Raw genomic sequence first — 25,404 nt, forward strand, 5'->3', positions numbered from 1 at the left:
CCAGGTCTGCCTAGGATCTGCCTACACTGCCTGGTCGTGCCGATCATTTGAGCGATCCGATCTCCGACGAGGTCAGCCCGCCGGATCGGGCCACCACCCCAACGACCGGCCCAGCAGGAAGCAGAGACGACAGGTGACAGAAGCGATCCTCCTGGTCGGCGGCAAGGGAACCAGGCTGCGACCGATGACGGTGAACACGCCGAAGCCGATGGTGCCCGCGGCGGGTGTGCCCTTCCTCACGCACCAGCTCGCCCGGGCCCGCGCGGCCGGCGTCGAGCACATCGTCCTGGCGACCTCGTACCTGGCCGAGGTGTTCGAGCCGTACTTCGGCGACGGATCGTCCCTCGGCCTCCACCTGGAGTACGTCACCGAGGTGGAGCCCCTGGGCACCGGCGGCGCGATACGCAACGTCGCCGAGCGGCTGACGTCGGGGCCGGACGAGCCGGTCCTCATCTTCAACGGGGACATCCTCACCGGCCTCGACATCCGCGCCCTGGTCCACACCCACGAGACGTCCGGCGCCGACGTCTCGCTGCACCTGACCCGGGTCGAGGACCCGCGGGCGTTCGGGCTCGTGCCCACCGACCCCACCGGGCGGGTCACGGCGTTCCTGGAGAAGCCGCAGACGCCGGAGGAGATCGTCACCGACCAGATCAACGCCGGCGCCTACGTCTTCCGCCGGTCGGTCATCGACTCCATCCCGACCGGCCGGCCGGTCTCCGTGGAACGCGAGACGTTCCCCGGCCTCCTGGCCGACGGCGCCCACCTCCAGGGCATGGTCGACTCCACGTACTGGCTGGACCTCGGCACCCCGCAGGCGTTCGTCCGCGGCTCCGCCGACCTCGTCCTCGGCCGCGCCCCGTCCCCGGCCGTGCCGGGCCGCTGCGGGGACCGGCTCGTCGTGGACGGCGCCGAGGTCGCCGCCGACGCCAAGCTCACGGGCGGCACCGTCGTCTGCGCGGGCGCCGTCGTCGGCGAGGGCGCGCGGATCGACGGCAGCGCCGTCATGGCGGGCGCCGTCGTGGAGCCCGGCGCGGTCGTCACGGACTCGCTCGTCGGGGAGGGCGCCCGGATCGGCGCCCGGACCGTGCTGCACGGCGCGGTGATCGGCGACGGCGCCCACGTCGGCGCGGACAACGAGCTGCGCGACGGCGTACGCGTCTGGTGCGGCGCCCACCTGCCCGCCGGCGCGGTGCGCTTCTCCTCCGACCAGTAGGCCCCCGCGCGGCCGGCCGGGCGGCCCGGTGGGTCTCCCCGCCGACGTGTCGGCGTGTGGGGCCGGTGCGTGGGCCCCTCGGCTGCCGCCGGGTGGCCCTGGGCGCGGTGGGTCTGCTCTCCGGGGCGTGGGCGTGGGCGTGGGCGTGTGGCGCGGCGCCCGCCTGCCCGCCGGCGCGGTGCGCTTCTCCTCCGGCCAGTAGGCCCCCGCCGACGCGTCGGCGTGTGGGCCCGTCGGCGTGTGGGCCCGCCGGTGCGTGGGCCCCTCGGCTGCCGCCGGCGGGGTGGCCCGGGGCGCGGTGGGCGCCTCCTCACGGCCGGTGGGCGGGGGCGGGGACAGTCGAGCGGTGCGGGCTTACCCTGTTCGGGACCCCGCACCCGACGACTCCCGGACTTCCGGACCCCCCGGACCTCCGCGTCCCCACCGCAGGAGCCCCCGTGGCCGGCCGCTACGCCCCCCGCCCCCCGCGCACGACCGTGCGCGGCGGCGCCACCGGCGTACCCGGACACCGTGGACCCCGCCCCGCCGCCGGCCCGCAGCCCGCGTCAGGCGGGCCGTCCGCGTCCGCCGGGACGCCCGGCGAGGGACGGGGAGGAGCCTCCGGAGGCCGGCGGCCCGTCGTGCCCCCGCAGGCGGGCGGGCAGCACAGCCCCCGCCACCGCGTGTGGTCCCCGCCCTGGCCGCTGGACCTCGGTCTCACCCTCGGCCCGCTGCGCCGCGGCCCGGCCGACCCCACGTACCGGGCGACGCCCGACGGCGCGTTCTGGCGCACCTGCCGGACGCCGGAGGGCCCCGGCACGCTGCGCGTCACCGCACGCGGCGGCACGGTCGAGGCGGACGCGTGGGGCGCCGGCGCGGACTGGCTCCTGGACCGGCTGCCGGTCCTGCTCGGCTCCCTGGACGAGCCGGACGCGTTCACGCCCCGCCACCGGCTGCTCGCCGTGACCCGGCGACGCCGCCCCGGGCTGCGGCTGCTCCGCACCGGGCTGGTCCTGGAGTCGCTCATCCCCTCGATCCTGGAGCAGAAGGTCACGACCGACGAGGCGTACCGGGCGTGGCGGCTGCTGGTTCGCGCGTACGGCGAGCCCGCGCCGGGCGCCCCCGCCGAGCTGCGCCTGGCCGTGGTGCCCGAGCCGCGGACGTGGGCGCTCGTCCCGTCGTGGGAGTGGCACCGCGCGGGCGTCGACGGCAAGCGCTCCGCCACCGTGCTGCGCGCCGTACGGGTGGCGCGCCGCCTGGAGGAGGCGGCCGGCATGGAGCCCGAGGCGGCCCGGCGCAGGTTGGAGCTGGTCCCGGGCATCGGCCCGTGGACGTCAGCGGAGACCGTCCAGCGCAGCAACGGCGCCCCGGACGCGGTGTCGACCGGCGACTACCACCTGCCGGGCATCATCGGCCACGCCCTGGCCGACCGCCGGGACGCCGACGACGCGCAGATGCTGGAGCTGCTGGAGCCGTACGCCGGCCAGCGCCACCGGGCCGCCCGGCTGGTCCTGCTCAGCGGCCGGACCCCGCCCCGCCGCGCCCCGCGCATGACCCCGCGCGACATCGCCCCGCTCTGACCGCCACGGGCCCCACCGAGCGCCACCCACCGCGGCACGCCCCGCACCACGACACCCGGGCCCGGCACCTGCGGCCGCACCACGCGGCCGGGACGGCCGGGACCAGGCGACAGGCGACAGCGGCCGGGACCAGGCGGCACCCCGGCACCCGGGCCGCGCACCACCTCACCGCACCGTGAGGAACGCCTCCGGATCGCGGGCCGGGCGGGGGCGCGGGGGCTCCGCCGGGCGGCCGACGGCGACGGCGCCCATCGGGTCCCACTCCTCCGGCAGGTCCAGCACGCGCCGTACGACGTCGCGGCAGAACATCGTGGACGACACCCACGCCGAGCCGAGCCGCTCGCCCGCCAGCGCGACCAGCAGGTTCTGCACGCCGGCCCCCGCCGCGACGACGAACATCTCCCGCTCGGCGGCGGCCCGGCGCGCGTCCGGGTACGGGTGGGCGCCGGTCGCCACCAGGCAGGGCACCACCAGGTACGGCGCGTCGCGCAGCACGTCCCCGCGGCGGACCCGCCGGGCGATGGCCTCCTCGCCCAGCCCGTCGGCCCGCAGGTCGGCGACCCACGCGTCGCGCATCGCGTCCAGCAGCCGTAGGCGCGACTCCGCGGACTCCAGCAGCACGAACCGCCACGGCGTGGTGTGGTGCGGCGCGGGCGCCGTCACCGCGGCGGCGACCGCGCGCCGTACGGCGCCGGGATCGACCGGGTCGTCGGTGAAGGCCCGCACGGTACGGCGTCGGGTGACGGCCTCGCGCACCGCCTCCGACGTGCCGAGCCGGAACATGTCGTCGTCCGCGCCGCGCACCAGGGCCCGCGCGCCGGGCGCGTCCTCGCCGTCCCCGGCCACCAGGTGCGGCAGGCCGCGCACGACGGCGACGGGCCGCCCGGCGGTCTTGCCCTTCACCAGGTCCCCGGCGGCGGCCAGCTCGTCGGCGCTGGCCACGACCGTCGCGACGAGCGGGTTGCCGTGGGCGTCGGTACCGCCGCGCAGGTCGTCCAGGACGCGCACCCCGGCCGCCCCGATCGCCACGTCCGTCAGCCCGCTGCGCCAGGGCCGCCCGAAGGTGTCGGTGACGACGACGCCGACGTCGACGCCGAGCAGGGCCCGCAGCCCGGCGCGGAGCGCCCGTGCCGAGGCGTCGGGGTCCTCGGGCAGCAGCAGGACCGTCCCGGCGGGGGTGTTCGACGCGTCGACCCCGGCCGCGGCCATGACGAGGCCGTTGCGGTTCTCGACGATCCGCAGGGCGCCGCGCCGGGCGACGACGCGGACCGTCTCGGCGTCGATGGCGGCCTCGCGGTCCGCGGCGGCGACGACCCGGCCCTCCGCCTTGCTCACGATCTTGGAGGTGACGAGGACGACGTCGCCGTCGGCCAGGTCGGGCTCGGCGGCGGCGATCAGCCCGGCGAGGTCGTCGCCCTCGGCGACCTCCGGTATCCCGGCCGGCGCCCAGACCCGGTAGCCGGCCGTCACCCCCGTACCTCCTCGGCGAGGGCGAGGGCCTCGCGGGCCATCGCCGCGGCCGCCTCCACGTCGGTCATCATCAGCGGCACGGCCCGGCAGCGGATGCCCGCGGCCTCCACCTCGGCGACCGCGTCCGCGTCGACGGTGTCGACGAGCCAGCCGTCCAGCAGGCCCGAGCCGTAGTGCCGGGCGACCGCCGAGGCCGTCGCCTCGACGCCGACCGCGGCGAGGACCTTGTCGGCCATGCCGCGCACCGGGGCGTTCCCGACGATCGGCGACAGGCCGACGACCGGCACGCCCGCCTCGGCGACGGCCTCCCGGATGCCGGGCACGGCGAGGATCGTGCCGATGCTCACCACCGGGTTGGACGGCGGGAAGAGCACCACGTCCGCCTCGGCGATCGCCTCCAGCACGCCGGGCGCCGGCTTGGCCTGCTCCGCGCCGACGGGCACGACCGCGTGCGCGTCGACGGAGGCGCGCAGCCGTACCCAGTACTCCTGGAAGTGGACCGCCCGCCGCTCGCCGTCCAGCTCGACCGCGACGTGCGTCTCCACCCGGTCGTCCGACATGGGCAGCAGCCGCACGCCCGGCCGCCACCGGTCGCACAGCGCCTCGGTGACGGCGCTCAGGGGATAACCGGCGCCCAGCATCTGGGTGCGGACGATGTGCGTGGCGAAGTCGCGGTCGCCCAGGCCGAACCACTCGGGCCCCACCCCGTACGCCGCGAGTTCGGCCTTCACCTGGAAGGTCTCGTCGGCCCGCCCCCAGCCCTGCTCCTCGTCGATGCCACCGCCGAGGGTGTACATGACCGTGTCGAGGTCGGGGCAGACCTTCAACCCGAACAGATGGATGTCGTCACCCGTGTTGCCGATGACCGTGATGTCCGCGTCGGGCGCGGCCCGCTTGAGGCCGCGCAGGAAACGGGCACCACCGATGCCACCGGCCAGAACCACCATGCGCATGCGGGCAGTTTGTCAGGCGGAGGACCCGCTCCGGGCACGCGGGGCGGATCTGTGGAAGACCGCGGCGCCCTCGTGCATCGGCATCTCGGTCAGGCCCGGGTAGTAGACGTGCAGGCTGACGGCCGGTTCGAGCGAGTCGTTGACGATTCCGTGCGCGTAACCGGGCGCGAAGACCCGCTGCGCACCTCGGCCGAGCGTCCGTACGCCCGTCGCCGTACGTTCCGTCAGCTCCCCCTCCAGCACGGTCAGGACACCGGACGACCTGCCGTGGTCGTGGGTCCCGCCGGTGCCCTGCCCGGGCAGCCAGGACAGCAGCCACACCTCGTACCCGGGGCCGGTGCGCAGCCGGTGGTACCAGCGCGTGGTGGCGTCGTACGCGACGAGGTGCGCCCACCGGGAGCGGTCGGCGGCGATGGAACGGGCGAGCCCGGCGTACTCGGCGACGGTGTCGGGGTGCTCCTTCTCCGGCTGGAGGAGGTGCTGGACGGCGAGGATGTCGCCGGCGATCTGGAGGTCGCTGTCGCTGTTCATGGGTGGGGTGTGTCCTCGGCTGAGCGTGGTCTGCGGGAGGGCGGTGCGGGTGCGGCTGGGCGCGGGCCCCGGGGGACCGGGACGTGCGCGCGTGCGGCGTGGGACGCGCCGGGGGAGGGGGCTGGAGCGCTAGGGCATCAACAGCAGGAACAGCAACAGCGAGCGTGGACAGCGCGGCGGAACCCACGGGCAACGTGGGTCGCGAAGGGCGCTGTGGTCGCTGGCATGCCTTCAAAGGTGGCCTGGCGCGAATCCGCTGTCAACCCGATGCCCGGTTTGGGCGCAATGTTTCACCTCATCCGGTTACCGCGCGGGGAGAAAGGTTTGTGCGGCGGCGGTCGGGGACACATGGCGCAGGAACCACCCGCGCAAACGCCCGCGAGCGGTCGTGACCTGACTGTGATCCGGATCGCTTCGGCGAACCGGCCGCAACACGACCGACGTTAGGGACGTCCTTCTCGGGAGAGACGTCATGGACGGAGCGCGGAAGGAGCGGCGGGTGTCTCATTTTTACCGATATGAACACTTTCCGCACACCTTTGGTTCCGCAGAGTGAATACCGGGCCCAATAGCAGATCCCAGCTTGACTGCCCCGGAGCTACACACTTGTAATTTCACTCGTGTCGTTCGGCCGGAATTTGCGAACGGCGGCATCACGGGGACGTTAATGACAGACGAGGGGCGCACATGACCGAGTTGTTCCAGGAACTGCTGGTCGAGGACGCGGACGAGGAACTCGGCTGGCAGGAGCGCGCGTTGTGCGCCCAGACCGACCCCGAGTCCTTCTTCCCCGAGAAGGGCGGATCCACGCGTGAGGCCAAGAAGGTGTGCCTCGCCTGTGAAGTCCGTTCGGAATGCCTCGAATACGCACTGGCCAACGACGAGAGATTCGGAATCTGGGGCGGTCTCTCCGAGCGTGAGCGCCGCCGCCTGAAGAAGGCGGCCGTCTGACCCTGCCCGGGGCCGACCCCCGCGGCGAGCGCCCCGCCGGCGCCCGGGCAGCCGGAGACCGGGCCCGCGCCCGGTAGCCCCGCACCCGTGGGCAGCGCCCTGCGGGCCCGCCGTGAGCAGCCGTGGCAGGCGCCGGGCCCCCCGCGGGGCCGCCCCGGCACCACCCGGGGGCCGAGGGGGCCGCCATCGCCACCCGGCCACGCCGTCCGACCGCCGCCCCGCTGCCCGGCCGTGACCGGGCCGCCGGCCACTCCACCGACACCGACACCGCCACCGGGCCCCCGGCCGTCACCGCACGGTTCGCCGCCACCAGGCCGCCCGGCCGCCGCCCGGCCGCAGCCGGGCCACCCCGCCCCGGCTTCCGCCCGGCCCGCCCGCCGGCCCGTGCCGACCCCCGATCCCCGGATCCCCCGGTCCCCGGATCCCCGGATCCCCCGGTCCCCGACGGCCTTCCGACCGCGGGGAACGACCGCTCCACACCCCGCCAACGGTCCGCCGCCTGTGCTCCGTCCACAGGCGGCGGACCGCTGTCGTGCCAGCCATTAGTGTGGAGCCCCGTCAAAGACGCTCCGACGCCCCGCGACGCGGGCGACCCCCCGGCCGGAGGGCCCGTACCTCGATGTCCGCCACCACAGCCGCGTTTTCCGCCGCATCCCCGCCGCAGCAGCCCGAGTTCCCGCGGCACGTCGTCACCGCCGTGCTCGTCTCCCACGACGGGGCCCGCTGGCTGCCGGACGCCCTCGCCGGACTCCTCGGCCAGGAGCGGCCCGTGCAGTACGCCGTCGCCGCCGACACCGGCAGCGCCGACGACTCCGCCCGCCTCGTCGGCGAGGCCGTCGGAGAGGAGCGGGTCCTGCACCTTGCCCGCCGCACCGGCTTCGGCGCCGCCGTCGACGAGGCCGTGCGCTCCGTGCCCGTCCTCGGCCCCGACGACCTGCCGTACCTGAAGCGGCCCAGCGGCTGGGACCCCGCCAGCAGGACCTGGCGCGACGACGCCTACGACCAGCCGGAACTGCCCCACGGCGAACCGGTCCAGTGGCTGTGGCTCCTCCACGACGACTGCGCCCCCGCCCCCGACGCCCTCGCCGAGCTGCTGCGCGTCGCCGACTCCGACGCGTACGCCGCCGTCGTCGGCCCCAAGCTCCTCGGCTGGTACGACCGCAAGCAGCTCCTCGAGGTCGGCGTCTCCATCGCCAACAGCGGCCGCCGCTGGACCGGACTGGACCGCCGCGAGCAGGACCAGGGGCAGCACGACCAGATCCGCCCCGTCCTGTCCGTCTCCAGCGCCGGCATGCTCATCCGCCGCGACGTCTTCGAGGAGCTCGGCGGCTTCGACCGCCGCCTGCCCCTCATGCGCGACGACGTCGACCTGTGCTGGCGCGTCCACGCCGCGGGCCACCGCGTCCTCGTCGCCCCGGACGCCGTCGTCCGCCACGCCGAGGCGGCATCCCGCGAGCGCCGCACCGTCGACTGCGCCGGCCGCTCCGTCGCCAACCCCCACCGCGTCGACAAGGCCGGCGCCGTCTACACCCTCCTCGCCAACGCGCGCGGAGCGGCCCTGCCGTACGTCTTCGTCCGGCTCCTGCTCGGCACCCTGCTGCGCACCCTCGCCTACCTCGTCGGCAAGGCGCCCGTCCAGGCCGTCGACGAGGTCATGGGCCTCTTCGGCGTCCTGCTCCGCCCCGAGCGGATCATCGCCGCCCGCCGCAGACGCGCCTCCCGCGCCGTCGACGCCGCCGAGCTGCGCCCCCTCTTCCCGCCCCCGGGCGCCACCGTCCGCGCCACCGTCGAGCAGGTCGCCTCCAACATGGGCGGCGGCGACGCCGACTCGGGAGGCTCGCGGCACGGCGCCGTCGAGTCCGGCCCCGGCGGCGACGACGCCGACTACCTGGAGATCGAGCAGTTCTCCCGGCTCAAGAAGATCGCCCGCAAGCCGGGCCCGGTCCTCTTCGCCCTGCTCCTCCTCGTCTCCCTCGTCGCCTGCCGCGGCCTCTTCGGCGGGGGCTCCCTCGCCGGCGGCGCCCTCCTGCCCGTCCCCGACACCGTCGGCGACCTGTGGAGCCGGTACGCCGACGCCTGGCACCCCCTCGGCACCGGCGGCACCCAGAGCGCCCCGCCGTACCTCGCCCTGCTCGCCGGCCTCTCCGGGCTCTTCCTCGGCTCCACCGGCTTCGCCCTGACCGTGCTGCTCGTCTGCTCGGTGCCGCTCGCCGGTTTCACGGCCTACTTCGCCTCGCGCTCCCTCGTAGAGTCCCGGCTCCTGCGCGCGTGGGGCGCCACCGCCTACGCCTTCCTGCCCGCCGCCACCGGCGCCCTCGCGACCGGCCGGCTCGGCACCGCCGTCCTCGCGATCGTCCTGCCCCTGGCGGCCCGCGCCGCAGTCGCCGCCTACGGGCTGCGCGGCGGCGGCCCCGGCGCCCCCCGGGGCAGCTGGCGCGCCACCTGGGCGTACGCCTTCCTGCTCACCTTCACGATGGCGTTCACACCCGTCGTCTGGCCCCTCGCCGTCGTCCTCGGCGTCGCGGCCCTCGTCCTGCGCCGCGACGACTTCACCGCCTACGGGCTCCGCCTCGTCGCCGTCGCCGGCACGCCCCTGCTGCTCCTCGCCCCCTGGTCGCTGACGCTGCTGACCGACCCGACCGCCTTCCTCGCGGAGGCCGGCACGCAGATCCGCACCGGCCCGGCGTCGGCGCTCGACCTGCTCGGCACCAGCCCCGGCGGCCCCCGCACGGTGGGCGGCCTCGTCCTGATCGGCCTGGTCCTCGCCGCCCTCGCCGCGCTGCTGCGCGCCGAGCGGCGCTTCGCCGTCCACTGCGCCTGGGCCGTCGCCCTCGTCGCCCTCCTCTTCGCCGTCCTCACCAACGGCTCCGGCGACCACGCCACCGGCTGGGCCGGCCCCGCCACCCTCGTGTACGGCCTCGCCCTGCTCGCCGCCGGCATGCTCGGCGCCGAGGGCGGCCGCACCCGCGTCGCCGCCCAGAACTTCGGCTGGCGCCAGCCCGTCGCCGCGCTCATCGCCCTCGCCGCCGCGATCGGCCCCCTGGTCTCCGCCACGACGTGGATGATCGGCGGCGCCGCCGGACCACTGGAACGCCGCGACCCCACCCAGGTCCCCGCGTTCGTCGCCGAGGAGAGCACCACCCGCGACCAGCCGCGCACCCTCGTCCTCGACGGCCCCTCCGCCGCCCAGGTCGGCTACGCCCTCGTCCGCGGCTCCGGCGCCCGCCTCGGCGACGCCGAGCTGACCGCCACGGCCGGCGGCGACCCCCGCCTCGACAAGGTCGTCGCCCACCTCGTCGCCGGCTCCGGTGCCGACCAGACCGCCGAGCTGAGCGGCTTCGCCATCCGGTACGTCCTCGTCCGCGACGGTGCCCCGCGCGAGATGGGCCGCGTCCTCGACGCCACCCCCGGGCTCAGCCGGCTCAGCCAGCGCGACGGCAGCGCCCTGTGGCGGGTCGACCGTCAGGTCGCCCGCGCCGTCATCGTCCCCGGTGCCGCCGGAACCGCCGAGCCCCAGCCCGTCGGCTCCGGTCCCGTCGAGGCCCACAGCGACATCCCGGCAGGCGGCGAGGGCCGGATCCTGCGCATCGCGGACCGCGCCGACGACGGCTGGCGGGCCACCCTGGACGGCGAGCCCCTGGACAAGACCACCGTCGACGGCTGGGCCCAGGGCTTCGAACTCCCCGCCCGAGGCGGCCGCCTCGACCTGACGTACGAGACGCCCCTCACCCACACCGCGTGGATCTGGGCCCAGTGCGCCCTCGCCGTCGTCCTGCTCGTCCTCGCCCTGCCCGGCCGCCGCCGCGACGTCGACGACGACCTGCCGGAAGAGGCCGTCGCCCTCCCCGCCCAGGACGCGACCGGGGACGGCCGTCGAGCCCGCCGGCTGCGCGCCGCCGCCGAGACCGGGACCGACGCCCCCGAGCCGGACCCGGCGGCCGACGCCGACCCGTACGCCATGCCGGCCCCCGGCACCCGCCCGGCCCCCGACTGGGGCGCCACCCACGCCACCTCGGGCACCCGCGGCGTCCCCGGCCCGCAGACCGCCCCCGACCACGGCGGCGCGCCCCCCCAGGAGCCGTACGCCCCGCCCACCCCCGGCGACCCGGGACCGGCCCACGCCCAGCAGCCGTACGCCCAGCCGTACGACGGGCAGCCGTATGCCCAGCAGCCCTACGCCCAGCAGCCGTACGCCCAGCCCCACGACGGCGCCGCGTACGGCCAGTACGACCCGTCCGCGTACGGCGGCCCGTACGACCCGCAGCAGCCCGACCCGCAGTACCCGTACCCGCAGGACCAGTACGACCCGTACGGGTACGAGAACGAGCAGCGTCCCGACGGGAGCAGCCACCAGTGAACCGCAGCACCCTCTCCCTCCTCGCGGCCGCGACGGCCCTGGCGGCCCTCACCGGGGTCGCCACGCTCACCGCGCCCGCCCCCGACGCCGCCACCTCCGCCGGCGCGGCGCCCGCCCGGCTGCCCGTCGAGCGCAGCAGCCTGCTGTGCCCCGCGCCGAGCTCCTCCGAGGTCGCCGAGACGACGTACACGTCCTTCACCCCCGCCGCCGACGACGCCCCCGGTGGCACGGCACCCGGCACGGGTGGGGCCGGTGGGCCGGAGGTGCCGGACAGGGCCGAGCTCAAGCCGTCCGCCGCCGTCCAGGACACGACCGCCGCCCCCAAGAAGGCCGACGAGCGGAAGGCGGACGCCGAGCAGGCCGACGCCAAGAAGCCGCCGGCCGCCGAGAAGGCCGTCGTCACCGCCACCGCACCCGGCAAGCCCGTCGCGGCGCAGGCGGACGGCGCCGACGCGCCCGCCCTCATCGGCGTCGCCTCCGGCCGCCTCGCCCCCGGCTGGACCACCCAGCAGACGACGCTCGTCCCGGCCGGCGGCGCGCGCGGCCTGCTCGGAGTGGGGTGCTCGGCGCCCGACACCGACTTCTGGTTCCCCGGCACCTCCACCGCCGAGAACCGCCGCGACTACGTCCACCTCACCAATCCCGACGACGGCGCCGCCGTCGTCGACGTCGAGCTGTTCGGGCCCGAGGGCCCCCTCAAGTCGCAGCTCACCGACGGCATCCCCGTCCCCGCCCGCTCCAGCGTCCCCGTCCTGCTGTCGACGCTGACCGCCGACCCGGCCACCTCCGACGTCACGGTCCACGTCACCACCCGCAGCGGCCGCGTCGGCGCCGTCGTCCGCTCCGCCGTCGACCAGCTCGGCAGCGACTGGCTGCCCGCCTCCGCCGACCCGGCCGACACGCTCGTCCTGCCGGGCATCCCCGCCGACGCCACGTCCGTCCAGCTCATCGCCTACACACCGGGCGAGGACGACGCCGAGATGAAGATCCAGCTGGTCGGCGCGACCGGCACCATCACCCCCGCCGTCCAGCAGACGATCCGCGTCAAGTCAGGGATGACCGCCTCCGCCGACCTCAAGGGCCTCACCAACGGCGAGGCCGGCGCACTGCTGCTCACCCCCGCCCAGAAGGGCAGGGCCACGCCCGTCGTGGCCGCGCTCCGCGTGATCCGGGGCTCCGGCGAGAAGCAGGAGGTCGCGTTCATCCCGGCGACCGGCCCGGTGGGGGAGCAGGCGACCGTCGCCGACAACCGCGCGAAGGGCACCACCCTCTCGCTCACCGCGCCCGCCGGGACCGCCGAGGTCTCGGTGACGGCGTCGGCCGGCACCGAGGGCGGCACGCCCACGACCAAGACGTACACGGTGAAGGCCGGCACCACCGTGTCCGTGGCGCCGCCCGCGCCGGCCGGGCTCAAGGGCTCCTACGCCCTGACCGTCCGGACCGTCTCCGGCGGCCCCGTGCACGCGGCGCGCATGCTGGCCCTGCCGCAGGACGGCATCGCGATGTTCACCGTCCAGACCCTCGCCGACGACCGCGGCAGGGTGGCCGTCCCGCGCGCGGAACAGGACCTGTCGGTCCTGGAGGACTGACCGAACGACGCCGGAGGCCCACGCCCGGGGTCCGACCGTCAGCCGGCCGACCGCCTGCGGAAGGGCCGTGGCGGGGCGCCCCGGCAGGGGCCGGCGGCGTCACCCGGGTTCCCTCACGCCGCACCCGGACCGCCGACCCCGAGGAGGTGGCCCGCCACGGCCCCGGCCCCACCCACCGACCGGGACCGCCGCGGGCGCGACGCCGACGGGACCAGTCGGGGAACGAGCCGCGGAGGACCGCCCGCAGGGCCGGCGTCGGTCAGTCCTGCCCGTACCGCGGGTCCACCGACTCCGGCGCCAGGCCCAGCAGGTCCGCGACCTGCTCGACGACCACCTCGTGGACGAGCAGGGCCCGCTCGTCGCGGCTCTTGGCGCGCAGCTCCACCGGCCGCCGGTAGACGACCACGCGCGCGGGTTCCTCGCGCGTCGCGGGCGCCGAGCTGCCCAGCGGCACCGAGTCCTCCTGCGCGGCCGGCACCTCCAGCACCATGAAGTCCACCTCGGAGAGCTGCGGCCACCGCCGCTCCAGCCGCTCCACGGAGTCCTGCACCAGGTCCCGGAACGTGTCCCCACGGGAGACTGACAGCGGTACCTGGGGCGGGGCCACGGGCCCGCGCATCCCACGGCCGTGGCGGTCACGGCGGCGCGGTCGGGGCTCGGTCGGACGGGGTGCTCCGGGACTGTCCATCACCTGACGCAGCGTAGCCCTCCCGAGCGCGCTGCGTGGCCCCGCACACTCCCACCACCCCGGCGCCAGGCGACCCGCCCCGCCGCCACCGCACCCCTCCGCCACCCCATCCCGGCCCGGGCGACCCACCCCTCCGCCACCCCGCCCCACCCCCCTGTCCGCGAACCGTCCGGGGCGCGATCCGGCCACACACCGGCGCGATCCGGTACGCCTCCCCGATCGGCCCACATCCCGCGAGCCCCCTGACCACCCGCCGCGCCTCCGCCGGACCGGCCACCCCGCACCCCGCCGCACCGCCTCGCGCACCCGTCACCGCAGGTCGCGACGGCCCTCCGACACCCCCCTGTGCCCGACGTCACACCGCGACACGGGCGAGTGACCTGGTGGAGAGTCGTCGCGGCCCGCTCAAGAGTGCGGTACCGTCCAACGTCGTGAGCCCTGTACGTCGCTGTTCGCGCACCGCGTGCGGCCGCCCTGCCGTCGCGACACTGACGTACGTCTATGCCGACTCGACCGCGGTCCTCGGCCCGCTCGCCACCTACGCCGAACCCCACTGCTACGACCTGTGCGCCGAGCACAGCGAGCGCCTCACCGCGCCCCGCGGCTGGGAGGTCGTCCGCCTCTCCGACGCCTCCGGCCCCTCGCGCCCCAGCGGTGACGATCTGGAGGCCCTCGCCAACGCCGTGCGCGAGGCCGCCCGCCCGCAGGAACGCACGGCCCAGGCCGGCGGCAAGACCGGCGGCCGCGGCGGGGACCCCGTCGAGGTCGGCCGCCGCGGTCACCTGCGTGTGCTGCGCTCCCCGGACTCCTGACGACGCCTGCCCCCAGGTCCGCCCCCGCCCGGCCCACCCCGGGGCCGCCCGGGCCCCGCGCCCGTCGATACGCCTCGGTACGTCCCTCCGCGCTTCTCCGTGACACCGGCGGGTAGCTTGTGTACTCCACACAGGCTCGCAGGAGGTTGGTCAGTGACTGCTGATCTGTCGCAGATCGTCAAGGCGTACGACGTCCGCGGAGTGGTGCCGGATCAGTGGGACGAGGTGCTCGCCGAGCTGTTCGGCGCCGCCTTCGTCCGCGTGACCGGCGCCGACGCCGTCGTCGTCGGCCACGACATGCGCCCCTCGTCACCCGGCCTGTCCGGCGCCTTCGCGCGCGGGGCGGCCGCCCAGGGCGCCGACGTCACCCTGATCGGACTGTGCTCCACCGACCAGCTGTACTTCGCGTCGGGGCACCTCGGCCTGCCGGGCGCCATGTTCACGGCGTCCCACAACCCGGCCCAGTACAACGGCATCAAGATGTGCCGCGCCGGCGCCGCCCCGATCGGCCAGGACAGCGGCCTCGGCGAGATCCGCGCGCTGGTCGAGGGCTGGCGCGACTCCGGCGCCCCGGCACCGGCCGCCACCCCCGGCGAGATCACCCGGACCGACACCCTCACCGACTACGCGGCGTACCTGAAGTCGCTGGTCGACCTCACGTCCATCCGCCCCCTGAAGGTCGTCGTCGACGCGGGCAACGGCATGGGCGGCCACACCGTCCCCACCGTCTTCGAGGGCCTGCCCCTCACGCTCGTCCCGATGTACTTCGAGCTTGACGGCACGTTCCCCAACCACGAGGCCAACCCCCTCGACCCGGCCAACATCGTCGACCTCCAGCAGCGCGTCCGCGAAGAGGGCGCCGACCTGGGCCTGGCCTTCGACGGCGACGCCGACCGCTGTTTCGTCGTGGACGAGAGGGGCGAGCCCGTCTCCCCGTCCGCCGTCACCGCCCTCGTCGCCGCCCGCGAGCTGGCCAAGCACCCCGGCGGCACGGTCATCCACAACCTGATCACGTCGCTTTCCGTGCCGGAGGTCGTCCGCGAGAACGGCGGCACGCCCGTCCGCACCCGCGTCGGCCACTCCTTCATCAAGGCGGAGATGGCCCGCACGGGCGCCATCTTCGGCGGTGAGCACTCGGCGCACTACTACTTCCGCGACTTCTGGAACGCCGACACCGGCATGCTCGCCGCCCTCCACGTCCTCGCGGCGCTCGGCGGGCAGGAGGGCACGCTGTCCGCCCTGGTCGCCGAGTACGACCGGTACGCCGGGTCCGGCGAGATCAACTCCACCGTCGCCGACCAGGCCGCCAGCGCCGCCGCCGTACGCGAGTCCTTCGCCGGCCGCGACGGCGTCACCACCGACGAGCTGGACGGCCTCACCGTCCAGGGCGACGGCTGGTGGTTCAACCTGCGGGCGTCCAACACCGAACCGCTGCTCCGCCTCAACGTCGAGGCCCAGGACGAGCCCACCATGGCGAAGATCCGCGACGAGGTCCTCACCCTCGTCCGCGCCTCCTGACGCCACCCCCCGCGCCACCCTCCCCTGCGGGAGGGACGACGCGCACACCACCCCGGGCGGCCACCCCGCCCGGGGCCCGCGCCACCACCCGTCCCCCGCCCCCCGGCGGTAGGCTGGCGTCGCCACGTACACCGGCGCAGCCCGTACACAGCACGTACCCGGCGCACCACGACGCGGCACGCACGACGCGCACGAACGCAGCACACCACGACGCCGCACCGGCCACCCGGTACGCGCCCGGACCCACCGGCCGCCGCACCGACCGGCCGCCGCCCGGCGCCGACGCACCCGAAGGGACCCACCCCATGCCGCTCGAAGCCGGCCTCCTGGACATCCTCGCCTGCCCGGCCTGCCGCGCCCCCCTCGCCGACCGCACCACCGACGAGACCCCCGAGCTGCTCTGCACCGGCGACGGCTGCGGCCTGGCGTACCCCGTACGGGACGGCATCCCGGTGCTCCTCGTCGACGAGGCCCGCCGGCCCGCCTGACCCGCGACGCGCACCGCCCCGGCGACACCCCGCAACGGCGATCGGAGGCCCCCGCCCATGCTCGACGAGTCGCTGCTCGACGACCCCGAAGCCCTCGCCCGGGCCGACCGCCGCGGCCTCCTGCGCGGCGCCGCCGAGGCCGGGGCCCGCGTACGCACCGCGGCCCGGCACGCGACCGAGGCCGGAGTCACCGCCCTCCAGGCCGAAGGCCGCCCCCGCACCGTCCTCGTGGCCGGTACCGGTACGGCCGCGAACGGCGTCGCCGACCTGATCGCGGCCCTCGCCGGGGCGTCCGCACCCGTGACCCGGTTGCACCCCACCGGTGTCGCCCCGGCCGCCGGCGCCCTGCGCTGGACCCTGCCGGGCTGGGCCGGCCCCGTGGACCTGCTGCTCATCCCGACCACCGACGGTTCCGAACCCGGCCTCGCCCTCCTCGCCGAGCAGGCGTACCGCCGGGGCGTCACCGTCGTCTCCGTCGCCCCCGAGGGCTCCCCGATCGCCGAGGCCGTCGACGGCACCCACGGCCTCGTCGTCCCCCTGGCCGCCGCACCTCACGAGCGGTACGAGGAGGAGGCCCAGCAGGCCCCGGGCCCCGGTGCCCTGTGGGCGCTGCTCACGCCGCTCCTCGCCCTCCTGGACCGCGTCGGCTTGTTCACCGCGCCCGCCGACGCCCTGGAGAAGGTCGCCGACCGCCTCGACCGCGTCGCCGAACGCTGCGGCCCCGCCGTCGCCACGTACGGAAACCCGGCCAAGACCCTCGCCGCGGAGCTCGCCGACACCCTGCCCCTCATCTGGACCGAGGGCACCGCCGCCGCCCCCGTCGGCCGCCGCTTCGCCGCCGTCCTCGCCGAGATCGCCGGCCGCCCGGCACTCGCCGGCGAACTGCCCGAGGCGCTCCCCGCCCACGGCGGCCTCCTCGCCGGGGACTTCGCCGCGGGTGCCGACCCCGACGACTTCTTCCGCGACCGCATCGAGGACCCGCAGGCCCTGCACGCCCGCGTCGTCCTCCTGCGCGACCGGCCGGTCGACGCCGGCGGCCTCACCGCCGCCCCCGCCGCCCGGGAACTGGCCCTCGGCCACGACACGGCCATCAGCGAACTCGAACCGGAGGAGGGCAGCGAGCTCGAAGCCCTCGCCGAGCTGCTCGCCGTCACCGACTTCGCCGCCTGCTACCTCGCCCTGGCCTCCGCCGGACGAGCCTGAGCCCCACCGGCCCGCCGCCGCCCGGACCGGCCCGCCCCGGCGCCACCACCGGGCGCACCACCCCGACCCGGCGCCACCGGCCCGGCACCCCGGTCCACCACCCCCGGTCCACCACCCCCGGCCCGGCACCGCGGTCCACCACCCCCGGCCCGGCACCCCGGTCCACCACCCCCGGCCCGGCACCGCGGCCCCACCCCCGGCCGGCAGTGCGGACCCGCCACACCGGTCGCACCCCGGCCGCCGCCAAGCCCGAGGGCCCGCCCCAGGGCCCACCGACTCACCACCCGACCACCACCCGCCCCCGCCAGGCACCCGGCCCGGCGCCTCGCCCGGCATGCCGCCGGCCACCCGCCCGGCACCCGGCGCGGGGGCCGGCACCACCGACCCACCGCCCGGCACCCGGCCCGGGGCCGCGCCGGCCCCGCCCGCCCGGCACGCACACGAAAGCACCGCCATGGACCGCCTCTCCAACACCGTCCGCCCCTACGCCTGGGGCTCCACGACGGCCATTCCGGAACTGCTCGGCACCGCCCCCACCGGTGAGCCCCAGGCCGAGATGTGGATGGGCGCCCATCCCGGCGCACCCTCCCGCGTCACCCGCCCCACCCCCGACGGCGACCGCGAGGTACCGCTGACCGCCGTCATCGCCGCCGACCCGGAGAGGGAACTCGGCCCCGCCACGGTCGCCCGGTTCGGCCCCCGCCTGCCCTTCCTCCTCAAGCTCCTGGCCGCCGCGGCCCCCCTCTCCCTCCAGGTCCACCCCGACCCCGGCCGGGCCCGGGCCGGCCACGCCGCCGAGGAGCGCGCGGGCATCCCCCTCGACGCCCCCCACCGCAACTACCGCGACGGCAACCACAAGCCCGAGCTGATCTGCGCCCTCACGCCCTTCGAAGGCTTCTGCGGCTTCCGCGACCCCGTCCAGACCGCCGACTTCCTCGCCGCGCTCGATGTCGACTCCCTCAAGCCGTACGTGGACCTCCTCCACGCCCGCCCCGAGGACGCCGCCCTCCGCGAAGTCCTCACCGCCGTCCTCACCGCCGACCCCGAGGCCATGGCCGCCACCGTCACCGAGACCGCGGCCGCCTGCGAGCGCCTCGGCGGCGCCCACGCCCCGTACGCCGCGCTCGCCCACCACCACCCCGGTGACCGCGGCGTCCTCGCCGCGCTCCTGCTCAACCACGTCCTGCTCCAGCCCGGTGAGGGCCTCTACCTCGCCGCGGGCGTCCCGCACGCCTACGTCAGCGGACTCGGCGTCGAGGTCATGGCCAACTCCGACAACGTCCTGCGCTGCGGCCTCACCCCCAAGCACGTGGACGTCCCCGAACTCCTGCGCGTGGTCCGCTTCACCGCCGGCGACCCCGGGATCCTGCGCCCCGAGGCGTCCCCCTCCGGCGAGGAGGTCTACGACACCCCCGTCGACGAGTTCCGCCTCTCCCGCTACGCCCGTCCCGAAGGCGCGGCCCCCGTGGACCTGACCGTCCCCACCCCGCAGATCCTCCTCGCCACCGCCGGTACCCCCCGCGTCGGCGACCACACCCTCGCCCCGGGCCGGTCCGTGTTCGTCCCGGCCGGCGAACCCGTCGAACTGTCCGGCGCCGGCACCCTCTTCCGGGCCACCGTGGTGGCCTGAGTCACCCCCGCTCCCCGGGGCTGCAACAATGACCCGCCGTAAAGATCAGGCCGAACACACGGGCCCACCGGGGACCGGCGAAGGGACAGGACACGCATGAGCGCGTCAGGCGGAACCAAGGCGATCGTGGCGGCACTCGTTGCCAACCTGGCGATCGCGGTGAGCAAGTTCGTGGCGTTCCTCTTCAGTGGTTCGTCGTCGATGCTCGCCGAGTCGGTGCACTCGCTCGCCGACTCCGGCAACCAGGGACTCCTCCTCCTCGGCGGCAAGAAGGCGCAGCGGGACGCGACGCCGCAGCACCCCTTCGGCTACGGCCGCGAGCGGTACATCTACGCCTTCCTCGTCTCCATCGTCCTCTTCTCCGTCGGCGGCATGTTCGCGCTCTACGAGGGCTACGAGAAGATCAAGCACCCGCACGAGATCACGGCCTGGTACTGGCCCGTCGGCGTCCTCGTCTTCGCGATCATCGCCGAGACGTTCTCCTTCCGCACCGCGATCAAGGAGTCCAACGAGGTCCGCGGCAAGCGCTCCTGGAAGGACTTCGTCCGCACCGCCAAGGCCCCCGAGCTGCCCGTCGTCCTCCTGGAGGACCTCGGCGCCCTCATCGGCCTGATCCTCGCCCTCGTCGGCGTCAGCCTCGCCCTCGTCACCGGCGACGGCGTCTGGGACGGCATCGGCACCCTCTGCATCGGCGTCCTGCTGATCCTCATCGCGATCGTCCTCGCCGTCGAGACCAAGTCGCTCCTCCTCGGCGAGTCCGCCGGCATCGAGGAGGTCCGGAAGATCGAGAAGGCCGTGGTCGACGGCACCACCGTCACCGGCATCATCCACATGCGCACCCTCCACCTCGGCCCCGAGGAGCTCCTCGTCGCCGCCAAGATCGCCGTCCAGCACGACGAGACCGCCTCCCAGGTGGCCGCAGCCATCGACGCCGCCGAGGCGCGCATCCGCGAGGCCGTCCCCATCGCCCGGGTGATCTACCTGGAGCCGGACATCTTCAAGGGCACCCACTGACCCACCCGCACCCGCGCACCCGTCCCTCGTGACCGCCGCCGGTCCACCCGGCACCCGAAGGCCCCGGCTCCCACGCCGGGGCCTTCCCCGCACCCGCCCGGCCCGCCCGCGCAGCCGACCGACCCTTGCCCCGGACGGGCCGGCCCGTCGGGACGTCGGGACTGTCCGGCCCGCCCGGACATCGGGACTGTCCGGCCCGCCCCGGCCGCGCCCGCGTACGCCCCGGCCGCCGCACCCACCCCCGGCCCGACTCGCCCGGCGCGACTTCCCGGCCCCTCACCGTCCGGAACCCACCCCGGCGGACTTGAAGCCCGCGCACCCCGTCGGTGTAGATTCGAAAAGAGCCAGACGTCGCTGCTGATGGCGGTCGGGCGGTCCCGACGGACCGGCCGAGGGAGAGAGGGCCTCCGACGACTGCACCGCGCGTGCCCGGGCATCCTTGTGTCCGCCACGGCGGAGCCAGCCCTACCCACCTCGACCCGTACTACGAGGAGCAGCCCGAAATGACGACTGTCGACAACCGACAGGACTTCAAGGTCGCCGACCTCTCCCTGGCCGAGTTCGGCCGCAAGGAGATCACCCTCGCCGAGCACGAGATGCCCGGCCTCATGGCGATCCGCGAGGAGTACGCCGCGACCCAGCCCCTGGCCGGCGCCCGCATCACCGGCTCCCTGCACATGACCGTGCAGACCGCCGTGCTCATCGAGACCCTCGTCGCCCTCGGCGCGCGGGTCCGCTGGGCCTCCTGCAACATCTTCTCCACCCAGGACCACGCCGCGGCCGCCATCGCCGTGGGCCCCGACGGCACCCCCGACAACCCCCGGGGCGTCCCCGTCTTCGCCTGGAAGGGCGAGACGCTGGAGGAGTACTGGTGGTGCACCGAGCAGGCCCTGACCTGGCCGGACGCCGCCACCGGCGGCCCCAACATGATCCTCGACGACGGCGGTGACGCCACCCTCCTCGTCCACAAGGGCGTCGAGTTCGAGAAGGCCGGCGAGGCTCCGGACCCCTCCACCGCGGACAGCGAGGAGTACGCGCACATCCTCCGCGTCCTCAACCGCACCCTCGGCGAGAACCCGCAGAAGTGGACCCGTCTCGCCTCCGAGATCCGCGGCGTCACCGAGGAGACCACCACGGGCGTCCACCGCCTGTACGAGATGCACCGCGACGGCACGCTCCTCTTCCCGGCGATCAACGTCAACGACGCCGTCACGAAGTCGAAGTTCGACAACAAGTACGGCTGCCGCCACTCCCTCGTCGACGGCATCAACCGCGCCACCGACGTCCTCATCGGCGGCAAGGTCGCCGTGATCTGCGGCTACGGCGACGTCGGCAAGGGCTGCGCCGAATCCCTCCGCGGCCAGGGCGCCCGCGTCATCGTCACCGAGATCGACCCCATCTGCGCCCTCCAGGCGGCGATGGACGGCTACCAGGTCACGACCCTCGACGAGGTCGTCGAGACGGCCGACATCTTCATCACCACCACCGGCAACCGCGACATCATCATGGCCTCGGACATGGCCAAGATGAAGCACCAGGCCATCGTCGGCAACATCGGCCACTTCGACAACGAGATCGACATGGCCGGCCTCGCCCGCATCCCCGGCATCGTCAAGGACGAGGTCAAGCCGCAGGTCCACACCTGGACCTTCCCCGACGGCAAGAAGATCATCGTCCTCTCCGAGGGCCGCCTGCTGAACCTGGGCAACGCCACCGGCCACCCGTCCTTCGTGATGTCCAACTCCTTCGCGGACCAGACCCTGGCCCAGATCGAGCTGTACACGAAGCCCGAGCAGTACCCGACCGACGTCTACGTGCTGCCCAAGCACCTCGACGAGAAGGTCGCCCGGCTCCACCTCGACGCGCTCGGCGTCAAGCTCACCACGCTCCGCCCCGAGCAGGCCGACTACATCGGCGTCAAGGTCGACGGCCCCTTCAAGCCGGACCACTACCGCTACTGATCCGTCCGGGCCCCGGCCCGGCACCGCGGCCCCCGAGCCGCCGCAGCAGCAGGTACCCAGGCAGGCCCCCGCACCCCCGTGCCGGGGGCCTGCCCCGTACCCGGCCGACCCGGCCGGCGCGCACCGCCGTCACCGCCGGCGCCGCGACCCCGACCAGAACCCCGAGGACCCATGCCCCGCGGCCGCTATTCGCTCCACGACCCGCACGACCACACCCCCCTCGGTGAAGAACACTTCCACTGCGCGCCCGGCCCCTCCGGCTGGCGCTACGTCGCGCAGACCACCACCCCCTCCGGCGACCACGCCGGCTCCGTCGACCTCACCCTCGACGACCTCGGCCGCCCCCTGCGCCTCGAACTGCACGCGGGCGGCTGGCAGGTGCGCGGCGCCGCACTCGACGGCGTCACCTGGGTCCGCACCGACCCCACCGGCGACCACGCCACCGAAGGCAACGTCCCCGCCCACGCCTTCACCGGCACCTCCCCGGCCTTCCTCGTCGCCCTGACCCGACTGCTGCGCCTCACCCCGGGCGCCGGCGCCACCCGCGTCCGCCTCGTCGCCCTCACGGACCCGGTGCTCGCCCCCCTCACCGTCGACCAGTCCTGGGCCCTGGTGACGAGTGAAACGCACCCCACTGACAACGGCCCCCTGACCGTGGACGAGTACGAGGTCACCACCCTCGACACCGGCGAACGACACACCGTCCACATCGCCGGGGACGTCGTCCTCGCGGCCCCCGGCATCGAGCTGGAGGACCTGCAGACCCCACCCTCCACCTTCACCTGACCCCCACCGGCACCGCCCGCCACCCGCAACGTCGAACGCCCGCACCACCCCGCAACCGCACCGGCCCACCCCGCGCCCCCGCCGCGGCACCTCCGCCACCCCCGCAATCGCACCGCCTACGACCGCGCCGCGCAGCGCCGTCACGAGACCGCGCCGCCCTACGACCGTGCACTCCACGGCCCGCGGCAGTGGCCCACGCGGGAGCGGCCCGTACCGGGACCGCCTACGCGGGCGGCGCGAACCCGGTCGCGGACGAGCCGGCCCGGTCCGCCCCGTCCGACCCGCCCACAGCCGCCCGTCCGGAGTCCCCGCCACCAGCCGCCACCACCGCCCCGGTCCCGGCCCCGGAACCGGCCCCGCCACGGAACCCGGACCCGGCCACCCCCACGCCACCGGCACCGCCCGACCCCGAGCCACCCGGCCCCGGCGCCCCCGGCCCGGCCACCCCCGCGCCCGCCGAACCCACGCCCGGCGCCACACGCCGCGCGTCCCGCGTCTGCCGCTCGTGCACCACGGCCGCCAGGAACGCCGCAGCGGGCACCCCCGGCGGCGGAGGCGTCCCCGTACGGGCCACCAACTCATCCGCCAGCCGCTCGGCCAGCACCCGCCCGGCCGCCGGGTCCAACTGCCCCATCCGCGTCAGGTACTGCCGTATCCCCAGCCACAGCGCGTCCGGCACCGCCGACAGGTCGAGCTGCGTGAACCGCCCCACCAGCCACGGCGGCGGCGGAGGCACCGGCGCCGTACGCCCCACCGGCACCCGCTCCCGCACCACCAGCGTCCCCGCGAACACGTCACCGACCCGCCGCCCGCGCGCCGACACCAGGGAGGCGACACACGCGATCACCCCGAAGCTCATCAGGATCTCCACCATCCCGATCAGCCCCCGCACCAGCGCGTGCCGGAACCGGATGGGCCCCCCGTCATCCCGCACCACACGCAACCCGCACGCCAGCTTCCCCAGCGACCTCCCGTGACTCAACGTCTCCACGGCTATCGGCCCACCCACCAGAACCAGCAGGAACGACGCGATCGACACCGCCATCGCCGCAGCCTCGTCCAACGACGCCGTGGCGAACGCGAGCCCGATGGACACCGCCAGGAACGCCGCCCACACCACCACCAGGTCGATGAACAGGGCCAACGCCCGGCTCGGCAGCCGCGCCGGCCGCAAACCCAGGACGACCGCGTCCCCCGTCACGACCTCACTCACGCCGCCCACCCCTTCTCCGACCTCGCCCGACCGCTCCCCACGCCAGTCTGCCAAGCTGGCCGACAACGCGCCGCAGGAGTACGCACCGTACGCATCCCGTGCCCAGGAGCCGCAGCCGATCATGGACCTCGACGTCTACGTCACCGCCCACCGAGCCGAGTGGGACCGCCTGGACCACCTCCTGGGCCGTGGGCGCCGCCTCACCGGCGCCGAAGCGGACGAACTCGTCGCGCTCTACCAGCGCACCGCCACCCACCTCTCCGTCGTCCAGACCACCGCGCCGGACCCCGCGCTCACCGCGCGCCTCACCCAGCTCGTCGCCCGGGCCCGTGCCACCGTCACGGGAACCCGCCGCGCCTCCTGGCGCGACGCCGCGCACTTCCTGACCACCGGCTTCCCCGCCGCCGTCTACCGTTCCCGCCACTGGTGGGTCCCCACGGCGGTGCTCTCCACCCTGCTCGCCGCGCTCATCGGCTGGTGGATCGGCGCCCACCCCGAGGTCCAGTCCGCCATCGCGGCCCCGGACGAACTCCGCCAGATGACCCGCCCCGGCGGCGAGTACGAGACCTACTACTCCAGCCACCCGGCGGCCTCCTTCGCCGCCCAGGTGTGGACGAACAACGCCCGCGCCGCCGCGCTGTGCCTCGTCCTCGGCGCCTTCCTCTGCGTCCCCGTGCTGTGGATCCTCTTCCTCAACATGCTCAACCTCGGCGTCGGCATCGGCCTCATGTCATCCGCCGGCCGCCTCGACACCTTCCTCGGCCTGGTCCTCCCGCACGGCCTGCTGGAACTCACCGCCGTCTTCGTCGCCGCCGGGACCGGCCTGCGCCTGGGCTGGACACTCATCGACCCGGGCCCGCACTCCCGCCGCACGGCCCTCGCGCAGCAGGGCAGGGCCGCCGTGGGCATGGCCGTCGGCCTGGCACTGGTCCTGTTCGTGGCCGGCCTCATCGAAGGCTTCGTGACCCCGTCCGGCCTGCCCACCTGGGCCCGCATCGGCATCGGCGTCGCCGCGGAGACGGCGTTCCTCCTGTACGTGTACGTCCTCGGCGGCCGAGCGTCGCGGGCCGGCGAGGACGGAGACGTGGAGGCCGCCGACCGCAGCGCCGAGCTGCCGACCGCCGCCTGATGTGCGTCGGACCCGGCCGACCTGCTACTGTCCTCTTCGCCCGCCAAACCTGTTGACACGGGAGCGGTGGGGAGGTAGATTTGAACGGTTGCGTCGGACTGGACAAGTTCGAGCGCGACGGCTAGATTCTCTCTCGCTCCGAGACGGAACCCATCAGGTTCTCGCCGGAGTCGATCGATTCCCTTTATCTGGATCCCCCGCCGGTAATTCGGTGGAGATCAGTCTGATAAAGTCGGATCAAGCCGAAAGGCAAAGGCCCCCAACGGCCACCGGAAATGAAATCCGAACCGGAAACGGAACGGAAAACGGATCTGGTAGGGTTGGAACCGCCGGAAA

General features: G+C 75.4%; 19 protein-coding genes. 14 read left to right on the forward strand and 5 right to left on the reverse strand.

Annotated elements, in window-relative coordinates; all coding sequences use genetic code 11:
- Window positions 1-133 precede the first annotated feature (133 nt).
- Complete coding sequence (locus ACF053_RS29180; RefSeq protein ID WP_391956743.1) at window positions 134-1,216, forward strand: sugar phosphate nucleotidyltransferase; 1,083 nt, start codon at window positions 134-136, stop codon at window positions 1,214-1,216.
- 437 nt (window positions 1,217-1,653) lie between these two features.
- Window positions 1,654-2,775: a DNA-3-methyladenine glycosylase family protein gene (locus ACF053_RS29185; RefSeq protein ID WP_391956744.1), complete on the forward strand. Its 1,122-nt coding sequence runs from the start codon at window positions 1,654-1,656 to the stop codon at window positions 2,773-2,775.
- 165 nt (window positions 2,776-2,940) lie between these two features.
- Here ACF053_RS29185 and ACF053_RS29190 read toward each other — a convergent pair whose 3' ends face one another.
- From ACF053_RS29190 to ACF053_RS29200, 3 genes are read right to left on the reverse strand one after another with little or no spacing between them, the layout of a single operon-like run.
- Complete coding sequence (locus tag ACF053_RS29190) at window positions 2,941-4,245, reverse strand: coenzyme F420-0:L-glutamate ligase (RefSeq protein WP_391956745.1); 1,305 nt, start codon at window positions 4,243-4,245, stop codon at window positions 2,941-2,943.
- Complete coding sequence (gene cofD / locus ACF053_RS29195; protein ID WP_391956746.1) at window positions 4,242-5,198, reverse strand: 2-phospho-L-lactate transferase; 957 nt, start codon at window positions 5,196-5,198, stop codon at window positions 4,242-4,244. The genes ACF053_RS29190 and cofD overlap by 4 nt, the downstream gene beginning before the upstream one ends.
- A 12-nt stretch (window positions 5,199-5,210) precedes the next feature.
- Complete coding sequence (locus tag ACF053_RS29200) at window positions 5,211-5,729, reverse strand: cysteine dioxygenase (RefSeq protein WP_391956747.1); 519 nt, start codon at window positions 5,727-5,729, stop codon at window positions 5,211-5,213.
- Window positions 5,730-6,416: 687 nt separating this feature from the next.
- Here ACF053_RS29200 and ACF053_RS29205 point away from each other — a divergent pair.
- The 3 genes from ACF053_RS29205 to ACF053_RS29215 all read left to right on the forward strand — a co-directional run bounded on the left by ACF053_RS29205 (window position 6,417) and on the right by ACF053_RS29215 (window position 12,626).
- Window positions 6,417-6,680: a WhiB family transcriptional regulator gene (locus tag ACF053_RS29205; protein WP_023588371.1), complete on the forward strand. Its 264-nt coding sequence runs from the start codon at window positions 6,417-6,419 to the stop codon at window positions 6,678-6,680.
- A gap of 619 nt (window positions 6,681-7,299) precedes the next feature.
- Complete coding sequence (locus ACF053_RS29210; RefSeq protein WP_391956748.1) at window positions 7,300-11,037, forward strand: glycosyltransferase; 3,738 nt, start codon at window positions 7,300-7,302, stop codon at window positions 11,035-11,037.
- The gene (locus ACF053_RS29215) at window positions 11,034-12,626 is read left to right on the forward strand and encodes a DUF5719 family protein (RefSeq protein WP_391956749.1); all 1,593 of its coding nucleotides are present in this window, start codon (window positions 11,034-11,036) and stop codon (window positions 12,624-12,626) included. Before ACF053_RS29210 ends, ACF053_RS29215 begins: the two co-directional genes overlap by 4 nt.
- 259 nt (window positions 12,627-12,885) lie before the next feature.
- Here the strand turns inward: ACF053_RS29215 and ACF053_RS29220 are convergent, their stop codons facing one another.
- On the reverse strand, window positions 12,886-13,314 hold the full coding sequence (locus ACF053_RS29220) for a metallopeptidase family protein (protein ID WP_391956763.1): 429 nt from the start codon (window positions 13,312-13,314) through the stop codon (window positions 12,886-12,888).
- A 383-nt stretch (window positions 13,315-13,697) separates the two neighbouring features.
- Between ACF053_RS29220 and ACF053_RS29225 the strand changes: the two genes are divergently transcribed.
- From ACF053_RS29225 to ACF053_RS29260, 8 genes are all read left to right on the forward strand, one after another.
- Window positions 13,698-14,126 (forward strand): DUF3499 domain-containing protein, encoded by a 429-nt coding sequence (locus ACF053_RS29225; protein WP_391956750.1) that lies wholly within the window; start codon window positions 13,698-13,700, stop codon window positions 14,124-14,126.
- A 153-nt stretch (window positions 14,127-14,279) separates the two neighbouring features.
- A complete protein-coding gene (locus ACF053_RS29230) occupies window positions 14,280-15,644 on the forward strand; it encodes a phosphomannomutase/phosphoglucomutase (RefSeq protein WP_391956751.1) in 1,365 nt (454 codons plus the stop codon).
- Between the two features lie 305 nt (window positions 15,645-15,949).
- The gene (locus ACF053_RS29235; protein ID WP_391956752.1) at window positions 15,950-16,132 is read left to right on the forward strand and encodes a Trm112 family protein; all 183 of its coding nucleotides are present in this window, start codon (window positions 15,950-15,952) and stop codon (window positions 16,130-16,132) included.
- Window positions 16,133-16,189: 57 nt separating this feature from the next.
- Window positions 16,190-17,335, forward strand: a complete 1,146-nt coding sequence (locus tag ACF053_RS29240; protein ID WP_391956753.1) for an SIS domain-containing protein — start codon at window positions 16,190-16,192, stop codon at window positions 17,333-17,335.
- Window positions 17,336-17,789: 454 nt separating this feature from the next.
- Entirely contained in the window at window positions 17,790-18,965 is a 1,176-nt protein-coding gene (gene manA / locus ACF053_RS29245) for a mannose-6-phosphate isomerase, class I (RefSeq protein ID WP_391956754.1), read from the forward strand.
- Window positions 18,966-19,061: 96 nt separating this feature from the next.
- Entirely contained in the window at window positions 19,062-19,979 is a 918-nt protein-coding gene (locus tag ACF053_RS29250) for a cation diffusion facilitator family transporter (RefSeq protein WP_391956755.1), read from the forward strand.
- 503 nt (window positions 19,980-20,482) lie between these two features.
- Window positions 20,483-21,940, forward strand: coding sequence for an adenosylhomocysteinase (ahcY, locus tag ACF053_RS29255; RefSeq protein ID WP_058943322.1), 1,458 nt, complete (start codon window positions 20,483-20,485; stop codon window positions 21,938-21,940).
- A gap of 171 nt (window positions 21,941-22,111) precedes the next feature.
- Window positions 22,112-22,726 (forward strand): hypothetical protein, encoded by a 615-nt coding sequence (locus ACF053_RS29260; protein ID WP_391956756.1) that lies wholly within the window; start codon window positions 22,112-22,114, stop codon window positions 22,724-22,726.
- 223 nt (window positions 22,727-22,949) lie between these two features.
- Here ACF053_RS29260 and ACF053_RS29265 read toward each other — a convergent pair whose 3' ends face one another.
- Window positions 22,950-23,939, reverse strand: coding sequence for an RDD family protein (locus ACF053_RS29265; protein WP_391956757.1), 990 nt, complete (start codon window positions 23,937-23,939; stop codon window positions 22,950-22,952).
- A gap of 121 nt (window positions 23,940-24,060) precedes the next feature.
- Between ACF053_RS29265 and ACF053_RS29270 the strand changes: the two genes are divergently transcribed.
- Complete coding sequence (locus ACF053_RS29270) at window positions 24,061-25,068, forward strand: stage II sporulation protein M (protein WP_391956758.1); 1,008 nt, start codon at window positions 24,061-24,063, stop codon at window positions 25,066-25,068.
- Window positions 25,069-25,404: the final 336 nt, after the last annotated feature.

Origin of the sequence: Streptomyces kanasensis, assembly GCF_043077165.1 — a bacterium.
GTDB classification, from domain to species: Bacteria; Actinomycetota; Actinomycetes; order Streptomycetales; family Streptomycetaceae; genus Streptomyces; species Streptomyces changanensis.

Coding starts and splice junctions, on each gene's coding strand:
- cofD (WP_391956746.1), bottom strand. CDS start 5,198: ATGCGCATGGTGGTTCTGGCCGGTGGCATCGGTGGTGCCCGTTTCCTG.
- ACF053_RS29200 (WP_391956747.1), bottom strand. CDS start 5,729: ATGAACAGCGACAGCGACCTCCAGATCGCCGGCGACATCCTCGCCGTC.
- ACF053_RS29205 (WP_023588371.1), top strand. CDS start 6,417: ATGACCGAGTTGTTCCAGGAACTGCTGGTCGAGGACGCGGACGAGGAA.
- ACF053_RS29210 (WP_391956748.1), top strand. CDS start 7,300: ATGTCCGCCACCACAGCCGCGTTTTCCGCCGCATCCCCGCCGCAGCAG.
- ACF053_RS29220 (WP_391956763.1), bottom strand. CDS start 13,314: ATGGACAGTCCCGGAGCACCCCGTCCGACCGAGCCCCGACCGCGCCGC.
- ACF053_RS29235 (WP_391956752.1), top strand. CDS start 15,950: ATGCCGCTCGAAGCCGGCCTCCTGGACATCCTCGCCTGCCCGGCCTGC.
- ACF053_RS29240 (WP_391956753.1), top strand. CDS start 16,190: ATGCTCGACGAGTCGCTGCTCGACGACCCCGAAGCCCTCGCCCGGGCC.
- manA (WP_391956754.1), top strand. CDS start 17,790: ATGGACCGCCTCTCCAACACCGTCCGCCCCTACGCCTGGGGCTCCACG.
- ACF053_RS29250 (WP_391956755.1), top strand. CDS start 19,062: ATGAGCGCGTCAGGCGGAACCAAGGCGATCGTGGCGGCACTCGTTGCC.
- ahcY (WP_058943322.1), top strand. CDS start 20,483: ATGACGACTGTCGACAACCGACAGGACTTCAAGGTCGCCGACCTCTCC.
- ACF053_RS29260 (WP_391956756.1), top strand. CDS start 22,112: ATGCCCCGCGGCCGCTATTCGCTCCACGACCCGCACGACCACACCCCC.
- ACF053_RS29270 (WP_391956758.1), top strand. CDS start 24,061: ATGGACCTCGACGTCTACGTCACCGCCCACCGAGCCGAGTGGGACCGC.